Origin of the sequence: Candidatus Burkholderia verschuerenii, assembly GCF_001189365.1 — a bacterium.
GTDB lineage: Bacteria > Pseudomonadota > Gammaproteobacteria > Burkholderiales > Burkholderiaceae > Caballeronia > Caballeronia verschuerenii.
The window spans coordinates 14,617-27,666 of sequence record NZ_LFJJ01000065.1 but is presented as its reverse complement, the minus strand read 5'-3'; the positions used below and the strand labels follow the sequence as shown (position 1 = coordinate 27,666).

7 protein-coding genes and 4 pseudogenes are annotated in these 13,050 nt (G+C 62.7%); 5 read left to right on the top strand and 6 right to left on the bottom strand.

Features of this window, described 5'->3' with window-relative positions; translation table 11 throughout:
* Window positions 1-125 (top strand): annotated as a pseudogene (locus BVER_RS33830) (IS630 family transposase); the annotation flags it as partial.
* Between the two features lie 457 nt (window positions 126-582).
* On the opposite strand, the pseudogene BVER_RS13590 reads toward BVER_RS33830, so the two are convergent.
* The 3 genes and pseudogenes from BVER_RS13590 to hmgA form a co-directional block, all read right to left on the bottom strand.
* A pseudogene (locus BVER_RS13590) lies at window positions 583-1,185 on the bottom strand (MFS transporter); the annotation flags it as partial.
* A gap of 20 nt (window positions 1,186-1,205) precedes the next feature.
* Window positions 1,206-2,492: a fumarylacetoacetase gene (gene fahA / locus BVER_RS13585; protein ID WP_050453766.1), complete on the bottom strand. Its 1,287-nt coding sequence runs from the start codon at window positions 2,490-2,492 to the stop codon at window positions 1,206-1,208.
* Window positions 2,489-3,826 carry a homogentisate 1,2-dioxygenase gene (hmgA, locus tag BVER_RS13580; RefSeq protein ID WP_050453765.1) on the bottom strand — a complete coding sequence of 446 codons (1,338 nt, stop codon included), beginning with the start codon at window positions 3,824-3,826 and terminating at the stop codon, window positions 2,489-2,491. Before hmgA ends, fahA begins: the two co-directional genes overlap by 4 nt.
* A 186-nt stretch (window positions 3,827-4,012) precedes the next feature.
* On the opposite strand from hmgA, the gene BVER_RS13575 reads away from it, so the two are divergent.
* Window positions 4,013-4,831 (top strand): EAL domain-containing protein, encoded by an 819-nt coding sequence (locus tag BVER_RS13575; RefSeq protein WP_050453764.1) that lies wholly within the window; start codon window positions 4,013-4,015, stop codon window positions 4,829-4,831.
* A gap of 786 nt (window positions 4,832-5,617) precedes the next feature.
* On the opposite strand, the gene BVER_RS31560 is transcribed toward BVER_RS13575, so the two are convergent.
* The gene (locus BVER_RS31560) at window positions 5,618-6,091 is read right to left on the bottom strand and encodes a hypothetical protein (protein ID WP_157056059.1); all 474 of its coding nucleotides are present in this window, start codon (window positions 6,089-6,091) and stop codon (window positions 5,618-5,620) included.
* Between BVER_RS31560 and dalD the strand changes: the two are divergent.
* The 3 genes and pseudogenes from dalD (at window position 6,063) to BVER_RS13560 (ending at window position 10,870) form a co-directional block, all read left to right on the top strand.
* Window positions 6,063-7,455, top strand: a pseudogene (gene dalD / locus BVER_RS13570) (D-arabinitol 4-dehydrogenase). The gene BVER_RS31560 and the pseudogene dalD sit on opposite strands and share 29 nt — an antisense overlap.
* A gap of 169 nt (window positions 7,456-7,624) precedes the next feature.
* Complete coding sequence (xylB, locus tag BVER_RS13565) at window positions 7,625-9,106, top strand: xylulokinase (RefSeq protein ID WP_050453763.1); 1,482 nt, start codon at window positions 7,625-7,627, stop codon at window positions 9,104-9,106.
* 816 nt (window positions 9,107-9,922) lie between these two features.
* Entirely contained in the window at window positions 9,923-10,870 is a 948-nt protein-coding gene (locus BVER_RS13560) for a sugar-binding transcriptional regulator (RefSeq protein WP_050453762.1), read from the top strand.
* Between the two features lie 44 nt (window positions 10,871-10,914).
* Here BVER_RS13560 and BVER_RS13555 read toward each other — a convergent pair.
* Both BVER_RS13555 and BVER_RS13550 read right to left on the bottom strand, forming a co-directional pair.
* Window positions 10,915-11,764, bottom strand: a pseudogene (locus BVER_RS13555) (MOSC domain-containing protein).
* 103 nt (window positions 11,765-11,867) lie between these two features.
* Complete coding sequence (locus BVER_RS13550) at window positions 11,868-13,022, bottom strand: ABC transporter ATP-binding protein (RefSeq protein WP_050453761.1); 1,155 nt, start codon at window positions 13,020-13,022, stop codon at window positions 11,868-11,870.
* Window positions 13,023-13,050: the final 28 nt, after the last annotated feature.

Here is a 13,050-nt window from a genome sequence, read left to right as displayed (position 1 = left end):
GCATCGAGCGCTATGTCGCACGCTACAACCAGCACAACCGTCCATTTGTCTGGACCGCAACCGCCGATTCCATCCTTCAGAAAGTGGCTCGGTTATGTAAAGTTATTTCTGGGACGGAACACTAGCACGCGCCCCGTGCCATGCGCCGGAAAATCGGCGTTGTAACCGACGGTATTGAACTCGTTGCCGATCTCGAAGGCAGTCAGCCTCACCCTCGCATTCTCAAGGGCGGCGAGCTGTGCGGTAAATGCCGCTCTGAACCCGGCCGGATCAGCGTCGATGAGTGCGGGAACCCGCCACCGCCGACCCACCGTGACATCAACGTCGCTGGTATGTTGCTGCGTTCCTCCAAGCGTCGGATAGATAATGGCGACCGTGCCGATGCCGCGCCGATAGGCCTCGATGATGAAGCGGTCGAATTGCGTCTGGGCGCGTGAAGGAAATCCCTCGCGGATCGTCTGCACCCCGTAGCGCGCCAGCTCGCTGAGTTTCGTATCCTGTTCTGCAGCCGCAACGCCGCCATATCCGCGCAGGTTGACCCCGACGACCGACGCATCTTGCGTGGCCGCATGGCTCAACGAGGCGGCCAGAAAGGACGAGAAATTGCAGCGATTCGGGCAACGCGACGATCATCGCGAACGCGAGCAGCAGCGGCACCGCGCCGCCGACCCAGAACACCGAGCGCCAGCCGAACGCCGGAATCAGCGCGGCGCTCAGGAAACCGCCGAGCGCCGCGCCGAGCGTGAAGCCGCACGACACGAGCATCATCCGTTTGACGCGATGTTCGGGCGTCGAGAACTCGCCGACCAGCGCCATCGCGTTCGGCATGATGCAGCCGAGGCCCAAGCCGGTCACGAAGCGCAGCACGGCGAGCACGGTGAGATCGTGGGTGAAGGCGGTGGCGAGCATCGACAGGCCGAAGAACAGCATCGAGCCGATCAGCACCGACAGGCCGAGCGCGCCGAGCAGCATGCCGAACAGGCTCGCGCTGAACACCGGCCCGAGCGCGGCCTTCGATACGTGCCAGTCCGCGATGACGGCGAGCGCGACGTAACCCATCGCCTGCGCGTCGAAGCCGTCGATCACGAGGCACAGCCCGCAGATCACCAGCAGCATCCACTGAAAACCCGGTCGATGCGCTTCTGCGAGCGCGCGTTCGACGTCGATCGTTGTCTCTCTCGTCATGTCCGTTCCTTCGATGCCGTTTAGTCGCGCGCCGCGAGGATATGCCCCGCGCACGCGCCGAATCCGATCCGATATCCGTCGCCCTGACACCATCCGCGCAAGGTGATTTCATCGCCGTCCTGAAGGAACGCGCGCTCGCCGCCCTCTTCCAGTTGCAGCGGACGCTGACCGTTCCAGGTGGCTTCGAGCAGGCTGCCGCACGCGTCCGGCGTCGGGCCGCTGATCGTGCCCGAACCCATCAGATCGCCCACGCGCGTGTTGCAGCCCGATACCGTGTGATGCGCGAGTTGCTGCGCCATCGACCAGTACATGAGCTTGAAATTGGTGCGGGAAAGGGTCGTCGCGCGGCGCGCGCCTTCCGGACGCAAGGACACTTCCAGTTCGATATCGAACGCGTGCTCGCCGTCGTGACGCAGATAGTCGAGCGGCTGCGGATCCTGCGCGGGCGTCGCGGTGCGGAACGGTTCGAGCGCGTCGAGCGTGACGATCCACGGCGAGATCGTCGTCGCGAAACCCTTGGAGTTGAACGGCCCGAGCGGCACGTATTCCCACTGCTGGATATCGCGCGCGCTCCAGTCGTTGAGCAGCACCATGCCGAAGATATGCGCTTCGGCATCCGCGCACGCGATCGGCTCGCCGAGCGCATTGCCGCGCCCGATGACGAAGCCCGTCTCCAGTTCGATATCCAACTTGCGGCACGCGCCGAACATCGGGCGATCGTCGCTCGGCAGCTTCAACTGGCCGTTCGGCCGGCGCACCGGCGTGCCGCTCACCACCACCGACGACGCGCGCCCGTTGTAGCCGATCGGCATTTCCGACCAGTTCGGCAGCAGCGCGTTCTTCGGATCGCGAAACATCGAGCCGACGTTGGTCGCATGTTCCTTCGACGAATAGAAATCCGTGTAGCCCGGAATCTCGACCGGCAGATACAACGACGCATCGGGGCGCGGAACGAGCGCGCGGCGGCGCAGATCGGCGTCGTCGCGCAGCGTGGCGTCGTCGTGCGCGAGCAGCCACGACAGCGCGATACGCACCTCGCGCCATTTCTCGCGGCCCAGCGCGATGAAATCGTTGAGGCGCGGTGCATCGAAGGTGCCGTGCGCGTTCAGCAGGCGCGCGCGTTCGAGCATCGACAGATCGACGATCCAGTCGCCGATCGCCACTCCCGCGCGCGGCTGCGGGTTCACGTCGTCGCTGAAGATGCCGAACGGCAGGTTCTGGATCGGGAAGTCGCCGGCGGGATCGTTGGCGGAATCGAGCCAGCTTTTGAGCGTGGGCAAGCGCGTGGCGGCGAGCGCGTCGTTCATCGTTGCTCCGGGTTGAAGTGTTTGGTCAGGCCCTGCCAGCAGGTGTGATAGTTCGCTTGCAACTGTGCGGATTCGAGCGCGAACTGTGTCGGTCTGATCAGCGTGCGTGTCTCGAACATAAAGGCGAGTGTGTCGCCGACTTTGGCGGGCTTCGACGTATCGCTGTTCGATGCCTTCCGGAAAGTGTCCGCATCCGGCCCGTGGCCCGACATACAGTTGTGCAGACTCGAACCGCCGGGCAGAAAGCCTTCGGCCTTCGCGTCGTAGACGCCGTGCACGAGGCCCATGAACTCGCTCGCGACGTTGCGATGAAACCAGGGCGGACGGAAGGTGTCTTCGGCGGCGAGCCAGCGCGGCGGAAAGATCACGAAGTCGATGCTGTCGACGCCCGGCGTATCGCTCGGCGATTGCAGCACGAGGAAGATCGACGGATCGGGATGGTCGTAGCTGATGGAACCGATCGTGTTGAAGTGGCGCAGATCGTACTTGTACGGCGCGTAATTGCCGTGCCACGCGACGACATCGAGCGGCGAATGGCCGATATCCGCGCGCCACAGCACGCCGTTCAGCTTGGCGACGAGTTCGAAATCGCCCTCGCGGTCTTCGAACGCGGCATGCGGCGTGAGTAAATCGCGCGGATTGGCGAGACCGTTCGAGCCGATCGGCCCGAGGTCGGGCAACTGCAACAACGCGCCGAAGTTCTCGCAGATATACCCGCGCGCTTCGCCGTCTGGCAGCGTGACGGCGAAACGCACGCCGCGCGGAATCACCGCGATCTCGAACGGCCCGACATCGAGATTGCCGAGTTTGGTGCGGATCGCGAGCCGTCCGTGTTGCGGGACGATCAGCAACTCGCCGTCGGCGTCGTAGAAGAAGCGGTCCTGCATCGGCCGATTGGCGGCGTAGAGATGGATCGCGCAACCATTCATCGACTCGGCGGCGCCGTTGCCGGCCATCGTCACCCAACCGTCGATGAAATCGGTCGGCGCGGTTGGCATCGGCAGCGGATCCCAGCGCATCTGATTCGGCGGCGTGGGCGGAACATCGGCGAAATTGGCGACGAGTCTGGCGCGCGTGCGCTCGGCCGGCATCTGCGTGAACGGCTGATGCACGGCCGCCGGCCGGATGCGATACAGCCACGAGCGCCGGTTGTGTGCGCGCGGCGCGGTGAAGGCGGTGCCGGAAATCTGCTCGGTGTACAGGCCGTAGGCGGCGCGTTGCGGCGAATTGCGGCCGATCGGCAGCGCGCCGGGCAGCGCTTCGGTGGCGAAATCGTTGGCGAAGCCGGATTGATAGTGCCGGGCGGCGTCCGTGTGGGTATCGAACGATGACATATCGGAAGTCCTCGAACAGAAGCGTTTTACGGATGGTAAAATGAATTACGTATAATGAAATAGATCGTAAACCCTTAATCGACGGCATCGGCCGGGCATATCAATATGTGGATTTGGTGGATGGCGCGATGTTGCGCGCTGCTACCATCGCTTTCAGAACGAACCCACGCGCCACCAACGAACTCCATGCTCTCCCCGTCCTTGCCTGAACTCGTCACCCGCGCGCGGGAACATCCGTTTCTCGGTGCGCATATCTCGCTGGGCGAAGGCGCGCACGCACACGAGGCGATCGCGCGGTACGGCGAGATGACGATTGCGAGCGCGTACGAGCCGATCTTCGATGTCGGCACGCACAGTTTTCCGCAAGTGTTGAGTGCATCGCCGGAGAGTGCCGAACAGTTCGGCGACGAGTTGGGCGTCCAGGCGATCACGCTGATCGAAGGCGACGCGCCTCACGATCCGTTCGCGCAGACGCAGGACGATCGCGAGCTGGTGGCGCTCGATCGGTTATCGCGGGCGCTGCATGCGTTCAATTTCTTCGGGCCGCATCGGACCGGTTTGCTATTTTTGCGCGTGCACGAGCGATTGCTCAAGAGCGTGAAGTATGACCACGGGCTGCATTTTTCTTCGGTGCTGCTCGAGTTCGGGATGAATCCTTCACGTGTCGTGATCGAGTTGCCGGCGGCGGCGGTGGCGCACAAGACCTTTCTCGGGTATCTCACCAAGAGCTATCAGCGGTATGGCTTCAAGGTCGCGGGGAATTTGCCCAATGCCGGGCAGATCATGGCCGTGTCCGATATGGCGCGGCTAGATTTCGTCAAGATGGATGCGGGGGCGGCACTCAGGGATTCTGTCGTCAAGCATCTGGTCGCCTATGCGCATCGGCTCAAGATGCCGCTTATTTTTTCTAATGTTTCCGATGAGGCGCAGTTCAATGCGCTTCAGCTGTTTGATGTGCATTTTGTGCAGGGGTCGGTGTTTGATTCACACACCTTTGGACGTTAGCGGTTTTTGTGTTGGGTATTGTTGGCTTCGGTTTTTGCAGTAACCGCCTCCCCGGCGGTGGGGTCACTTTCTTTGCGGCGGCAAAGAAAGTGACCAAAGAAAGCCGCTTGTCCGATCCTAAGCACCTTCTTGAGCGGCCCCGGCACAGGACTTTCTATTTGGCACAGCAGTAGCGAGTGTCTTCACCGTGTGTCCGGGCGATGGTTCCCATGCGATCAGCGCTTTCTCGCCCGCCACGGTAACGGTCCCCTTCGGCTTACTCCGGCCCGCTGTGCGGCCGGTTTAGGGCCGTACAGGCCACCGGCAGGTCTTCAGCGAAACGACCTCGAATGCCTCATCGGTTTCTTCGCTATTCGGCCCTACCACGGTTAGTGCTTCGATAGCGGCACGCACTCTCGGTCAATACACGCAGCAACGCGACCACGTCCATCCCGTTCGTCCGCGCATGCATGACGCGACCTTCCTCATGCTTGTTGTGCCTTCTCTCGCTTCGCGAGACCTCAATGTGTGAGTTCAAGTTTGAGCATCATTTTCAATTTGATTTGGAGTGCGTTGCATTGCGAGCACTCATTTCTTGGTCGAAGTGCCAACCAAGGTAGGGCCGAATAGCAATCAAAACGATGCCGCGTGCGAGGTCGTTTCCGAAATTACCTGCCGGTTGCTCATACGTACCTAAACCGGCCGCGCAAGCGGGCCGGAGTAAGCCGCAGGGGACCGTTACCAAGTTAGGCGAGAAAGCACAAATCGCATGGGAACCAGCGCCCGGACACACGGCGAGAACACTCGCTACTGCTGTGCCAAGTAGAAAGTCCTGTGCCGGGACCGCTCAAGAAGGTGCTTAGGATCGGACAAGCGGCTTTCTTTGGTTACTTTCTTTGCCGCCGCAAAGAAAGTAACCCCTCCGCCGGGGAGGCGGTTACTGCAATAAACGAAGCGAAGAACACAGCTCGAACGAGGCAAAGATTTATGACCTATGGTTAACCGACCACCTAAAAAAACCGCCGTCCGGGAAACCCCCAATAAAAAGAAATGCTGCAAAGCAACGACCCCATACAGGCCCTCACGCAGCGGCAAAAACCTCGAAAACGCGAGCGAACCGCGTAAGCAAAACCCACCTTGACATTCCCCAACCCGAATACGATCATAAGCCCACAGCGCGATCAATTGCTCAAATAGCTCAAAAAGCGCAAACAAAAAGGCACCACCCATCAAAAGAGGAGGAGACAGAGACATGAACAACGAAGCCAGCAAGAGCGCCAACGTGATCCTGCATATCGGCGCCGGGTCTTTTCATCGCGCGCATCAGGCGTGGTACCTCCATCGGCTGATCGAGACGGGCGACACGAGCTGGTCGCTCGCCGTCGGCAATATCCGCGGCGATATGAACGCCGTGCTCGAAGCACTCGCCGCGCAGAACGGCGAGTACACGCTCGAAACCGTCACGCCCAAAGGCGAGCGCGAATACGAAACCATCCGATCGATCAAAAAAGTCGTGCCCTGGTCCGCCGATCTCGACGCGCTCGTCGCCGTCGGCGCGGATCCGTCGACGAAGATTGTCTCCTTCACCGTCACCGAAGGCGGCTATTACCTCGACGAGCACGACAAGCTCGACACCGCCAATCCCGATCTCGCCGCCGACCTCAAAGGCGGCCGCACCACCATCTACGGCGCGATCGCCGCGATCCTCGCCGCGCGCATGAAGAACGGTGCGGGCAAGGTGTCGCTGCAAAACTGCGACAACCTGCGCAGCAACGGCGATCGCTTCAAGCGCGGCATGCTGCAATTCCTCGAACTGCGCGGCGAAACCGGTCTGCGCGACTGGATGCTCGCCAATAATACGTCGTGTCCGAACGCGATGGTCGATCGCATCAAGCCGCGTCCGACGCCCGATGTCGCCGAGCGCGTGAAGGCCGCGACCGGCTTCGACGATCGCTCGCCGATCATGGGCGAGAAGTTCATCCAGTGGGTGATCGAGGACAAGTTTATCGCCGGACGTCCCGCGTGGGAAAAGGTCGGCGCGGAGATGGTCGACTCCGTGCACGCGTATGAAGAAGCGAAAATCCGCGTGCTCAACGCGAGCCATAGCTGCATCGCGTGGGCGGGGACGCTGGTCGGTTTGCAGTACATCGACGAAGGCACCAACGACATGGAAATCCGCGCTCGCCGATGCCTACGTCACCGAAGACGTGATTCCGTGCCTCACGCCCAGCCCGCTCGATCTCGCCGATTATCGCGACGTCGTGCTCGATCGTTTCAGCAATCCGTATATCAAGGACACGAATCAGCGCGTCGCGGCCAACGGCTTTTCGAAGATTCCCGGCTTCATCGCGCCGACGCTGTCGGAATGCTTCGCGCGCAATGTCGATCCGAACGCGACCGCGATTCTGCCCGCGCTGTTCTTCCGCTTCCTGGAGCGCTGGCATCACGGCAAACTGCCGTACACGTATCAGGACGGCGTGATGGATGCCAACGTCGCGCACGGCTTTTTCAACGCGCCTGATCCCATCAAGGCATTCACGAGCGACAAGCTCCTCTGGAGCGGCATGGCGCAGACCGAAGGCCTCGAACGCGTGATGCGCGCGGCCATCGCGCGGGTCGATGCGTGGCTCGCGAACCGGCCTTGAGCCGCTCGCACGACAATCCGCTGACGAACCCACGCCGCGCCGCTCGGGACTAGTGCCCATTGGCGCGGCGTCGCGCGTGGCGTTAAATTAGCGCGTTCGTTCTGATGCATCCTCCCGTATTCCGCCGCGCCGCGATGTCGTCCGGCCGGTAACGATCAAGGGTTCGTTCATGTACTTAGGCATCGACCTCGGCTCCTCCGAAGTGAAAGTGCTGCTGCTCGCGAGCGACGGCAGCGTCATCGGCACGGCGGGCACGCCGTTCACTGTCTCGCGCCCGAAGCCGCGCTGGTCCGAACAGAATCCGCTCGACTGGTGGGAAGGCACGCGCGCCGCCCTCTTCGCGTTGCGCGCGAAATTCCCCGATGAATTCGCGCAGATTCGCGGCATCGGCCTGTCCGGACAGATGCACGGCGCGGTGCTGCTCGATTCCAGCGATCGCGTGCTGCGTCCCGCGATCCTCTGGAACGACATGCGCAGCGACAAGGAATACGCCGAGTTGTATGAGCGCGCGCCGAATCTGCACGCGATCGCCGGCAATCTGGCGATGCCCGGCTTCACCGCGCCGAAGCTGCTGTGGGTCGCGCACAACGAGCCGGACATCTTCCGTCAGACGGCGTGCATGCTGCTGCCGAAGGATTATCTGCGGATGCATCTGACCGGCACCAAGGTCTCCGATCCGTCGGACGCCGCCGGCACGCTCTGGCTCGATGTCGCGCGCCGCGACTGGTCCGACGAACTGCTCGCCGCCTGCGGCATGGCGCGTCAGCAGATGCCGTCGCTGGCGGAGGGCAGCGCGCCGTCGGGCACGCTCTTGCCGGAACTCGCGCGCGAATTCGGCTTGCGCCAAGACGTGATCGTCGCGGCGGGCGGCGGCGACAATGCGGCGAGCGCGGTGGGCATCGGCGCGACCGATCCGGGCGACGGCTTCCTGTCGCTGGGCACATCGGGCGGGCTGTGCGTGATCGGCGATCGCTTCCGGCCGAATCCGGCGTCGGCGGTGCATGCGTTCTGCCACGCGATTCCGGATCGCTGGCATCAGATGAGCGTGGTGTTGTCGGCGGCGAGCTGTCTGCGCTGGGTGTGCAAGCTGACCTCGACCGACGAGCCGACGCTGCTCGCCGAAATCGAAGCCCTGCCCGCCGATGTGCTGCAGTCCGCGCCACTGTTTCTGCCGTATCTGAGCGGCGAGCTCACGCCACACAACGATCCTTACGCGCAGGGCGTGTTCTTTGGGATGACGCATGCGACCGATCGCGCGTTGCTCGGCTATTCGGTGCTTGAAGGCGTGACGCTTTCCCTGACCGATGGTCTCGATGCGCTCGAATCCGCCGGTACGCAGGCGCGGGCGTTGTCGATGCTGGGCGGCGGCGCACGGAGTGCTTACTGGGCGCAGATGTTCGCCGATGCGTTCGATACGCCTACTCGTACGCATGGTGGTGGCGAAACTGGTGCGGCGCTTGGCGCTGCGCGGCTTGGTTGGCTCGCTGCGGGCGGCGATCCCGCTGTTGTGCTCGCCAAGCCCGCTATCAAGCAGGAGTTCACGCCGGACTCTGCGCGGCACGAGCTGTTGCGCTCGCGCTTGAAAGGGTTTCGCGAGTTGTATCAGCACGTTCGGCCTTTGTTCGATCCGGCGCGGCCTCGGTTGGCTTGAACTTACGTTGTCATGCTTTCTTTTGCAGTAGCCGCCTCCCCCGGCGGAGGGGTTACTTTCTTTGCGGCGGCAAAGAAAGTAACCAAAGAAAGCCGCTGGCCGATCCTAAGCACCTTCTTGGCCGGCCGCGGCACAGCACTAGCGACTTGGCACTGCAGTAGCGAGTGACCTCGTGGCGCGTCCGGACACGGGTTCCCATGCGATTCGTTCTCCCTCACCTACTTCCGTATCGGTCCCCTTCGGCTTGCTCCGGCCTGCTGCGCGGCCGGTTTGGGGCCGTTTGGGCAACCGGCAGGTGTTTTGCGAAACGACCTTGAATACGTCCTCGCTTTTTTCGTTATTCAGCCCTACCTTGTTTAGCGCTCCGATGAAAAAGCATATGATCACGCAATGCACGCCGAGGTAGCCCCGCTAAAACATTAGAACTCCGTCGAAGCGCAAACCGAGGTAGGGCCGAATAGCAAGAAAACGAAAACGTATTCGAGGTCGTTTCGGTAATTGACCGCCGGTTGCCCAAACGGCCCTACACCGGCCGCGCAGCGGGCCGGAGTATGCCGAAGGGGACCGTTACCAAGGTAGGCGAGAAAGCGCGGATCGCATGGGAACCATGCAGGCGATCACACCGTAAAGACACTTGCTACTGCTGTGCCAAGTCTAAGGTTCCGTGCCGGGGCCGGTGTGAAGGACTTAGGATCGGCCAGCGGCTTTCTTTGATTACTTTCTTTGCCGCCGCAAAGAAAGTAACCCCACCGCCGGGGAGGCGGTTACTGAACCAAGAACCCACGACACCAGAACCAAGCACAACAACTACCTAAAGTGCCCAAGTCAACCGAAAAACTCGACCTAGCAACCCGCGCAGCGTGGCTGTACTACGTCGCCGGCGACACCCAAAACGAGATCGCCGAAAAGCTGCAGATCTCGCGTCCGGTGGCGCAACGCCTCGTCGCGTTCGCGGTCGAAAAGAACCTGATCCGCGTCCGGGTGGATCACCGCATCGCCAATTGTCTGTCGCTCGCCAAGCAACTCAGCGACCGCTACGGACTGACGATGTGCGAAGTCGTGCCCATCGACGGCGATGCCGCCGAGCAGGTCGATCGCAAGCTCGCGGTCGCGGGCGCGCAAGTCATGGAGCGCTATCTGCTCGACGAGAAACCGCTCATCGTGTCGATCGGCAGCGGCCGCACGCTCAAGGCCTGCGTCGCGCAGATCGGCCAGATCGACCGCGCGCAGCATCGTTTCGTGTCGCTGGTCGGCGCGATCGCGCAGGATGGCTCGTCGAATCGCTATGACGTCGCCCAGCAGTTGTCGGAAAAGACCGGCGGCAAGCACTTCATGCTGCCCGCGCCGCTCATGGCCGATAGCGAAGCCGAACGCGCCCAGTGGACCAATCACCGTCTGTACAGGATCGTCGACGAACTCGCGCATCGCGCGGACGTGGCGTTCGTCGGTATCGGCAATATCGGCGTGAATTGCCCGCTGCACGAAGACGGCTTCATCACGCGCGGCGAAGTCGACGAAATGATGCAGTCGGGCGCGGTCGCCGAATGGCTCGGCCTGCCGATCGACGCCCAAGGCGCGCGCGTCCACTCAACAACCGGCGCGCGCGTGACCAGCCTCAAACTCGATACGCCGCCGAAGCGCCCGACCATCGGCTTCGCGGGCGGTCAGCGCAAACGCGATGCGGTGATCTCCGCGCTCAAGGGTCAGTGGCTGTCCGGGCTCGTGACGGACGAGTTGTGCGCGAAGGCGGCTTTGGACGCGTAAGCGGTTTCAAGCGCGTCGCCCCGCTGAAACTCAAACGCAAGCGCTCAGAAGTCGAGTTCCGCCGCGACTTCCTGACCGACTTCCAACACCACGCCCTCGCCGCCCACCACCACCGCGTTCTTGCCAAAAGTCAGCTTGCCGTCCATCTGCTCGCTCGCGCGATACGTGCTCATCGTGTCGGTCGGCTCGTGCGGCCAGTCGGGATGCGGCGCGCCGGTCGCCTGATCGATCGTCGGCACCGGACAGCGCGAGCACAGCTTCACCAGCCGCAACTGCACGTCGCCGATCTGCATGTCGCCGACGAAATCCTCTTCGTACGCATCGAGCCCGCCGATCACCAGATTCGGCCGAAAACGGTTCGCGGGAATCCCGGGCGCCCTTGGTCGAGAGCCGCGCGTTGAGATCGTCGAGCGATGCCTGTCCCATCACCAGCAGCGGAAAACCATCGGCGAAACGCGTGTGGGTGGTCTGCGGCGCGGTCCATGTCTCGTCGACGACGCGCCGATACGACGGCAGAAACCGCGCGAGGCGCGCGGGCGTGCCGAGAAAATCGGTGAACCATTTCGCGCTGGCGTCGCCGGTATCGAGCGCGTCGACGGTGTCGCGCCAGACGGTCGCGCGGACGGGCGCAGCGCCTGCGAGCGCATCGGCATTCAAAGGCGTGCGCAGCGTCGGCATGCCGGGCGCGTCGATCAGGAGATCGTCGCCATCGAACGCGGTACGGATCAGCGCCATGCGCGGCAGCGTGCGCTGCGTGAGCATGCCGCCCGACGGATCGGTCACCATCCAGTTGCGATCGTATTCGAGGCCGGTTTCGCGCAGCACCGCACGCGACAGCGCGATGCCCGCGCAGGATTTGATCGGATAGACGAAGATTTCGCTGAGGATGGGCATGGCGGCGTCGCGTTCGGTGGGAAAGGCGATTATCGCCCGTCGCGCCGAGACTCATAAAGCACGAAGGCGCCGCACGTCCGGCGCGGCGCCTTCAAACAACAACTCAGGCGCTCGCCGCCTGCCGACGCACGACCGGATTGTCCGGATTGTCGCGCGCCCACGCCTCGACCACGTTGCGACGGAACGCCTGCCCTTCCGCGTTGAACAGATGGCAGTGATCCGGCTGCGTGCCGAGTTTGATCTTGGTGCCGCGCGCATGCTTTTCCAGCGGCGGAATGCGCGAGATCAAACCGTCCGGCGCGACGTCCGATTCCGCGTAGAGATACGCGGCATCGCCGAGCGTTTCGACCGTGGTCGTGGTCACCGTGATGCCGTAACCGCCGGAATCCGGCTGCAAGTGCTCCGGACGGATGCCAACCGTCACCGCATCGCCCACTTTGGCGTTGCCGGGCAGCACGCCGACCAGTTGCGTTTCGCCGGTCGCGTATTTCACCATCAAGCCGTCGCTCTGCACGTTCGCGACGGTGCCCGACAGAAAATTCATCTTCGGCGAGCCGATAAAGCCGCCCACGAACTTGTTCGCCGGCCCGTGATACAACTCGTTCGGCGTGCCGACCTGCTCGATATTTCCCGCCGACAACACGACGATCTTGTCCGCCAGCGTCATCGCTTCGACCTGATCGTGCGTCACGTAGATCATCGTCGTCTTGAGATCGTCGTGCAGACGCGCGAATTCGAGGCGCATCTTCACGCGCAGCGCGGCGTCGAGGTTCGACAGCGGTTCGTCGAACAGGAACACTTTCGGCTTGCGCGTGATCGCGCGGCTGATCGCCACGCGCTGACGCTGCCCGCCGGAGAGCGCCTTCGGCTTGCGGTCCAGCAAGTGGTCGATGTGCAGAATCTTCGCGGCGTTCTTCACGGCCGCGTCGATGGCGGGCTTCTTCTCGCCCGCGAGCTTGAGGCCGAACGCCATGTTGTCGTACAGCGTCATGTGCGGATAGAGCGCGTACGACTGGAACACCATCGCGATGCCGCGCTTGGCGGGCGCCAGTTCGTTGACGCGCGCGCTGTCGATCATCAGATCGCCGCCGCTGATGTCCTCCAGACCCGCGATCATGCGCATCAGCGTGGACTTGCCGCAGCCCGACGGGCCCACGAACACGACGAACTCGCCGTCGTTGATATCGAGGTTGATGTTGCGCATCACCTCGGTTTCTTCGTAACGCTTGCTGATGTTGCGCAGTGTCAGGCTAGCCATGATTGTGTCTCCCTACGATGTGCGACGT

Coding starts and splice junctions, on each gene's coding strand:
- fahA (WP_050453766.1), bottom strand. CDS start 2,492: ATGAACGACGCGCTCGCCGCCACGCGCTTGCCCACGCTCAAAAGCTGG.
- hmgA (WP_050453765.1), bottom strand. CDS start 3,826: ATGTCATCGTTCGATACCCACACGGACGCCGCCCGGCACTATCAATCC.
- BVER_RS13575 (WP_050453764.1), top strand. CDS start 4,013: ATGCTCTCCCCGTCCTTGCCTGAACTCGTCACCCGCGCGCGGGAACAT.
- xylB (WP_050453763.1), top strand. CDS start 7,625: ATGTACTTAGGCATCGACCTCGGCTCCTCCGAAGTGAAAGTGCTGCTG.
- BVER_RS13550 (WP_050453761.1), bottom strand. CDS start 13,022: ATGGCTAGCCTGACACTGCGCAACATCAGCAAGCGTTACGAAGAAACC.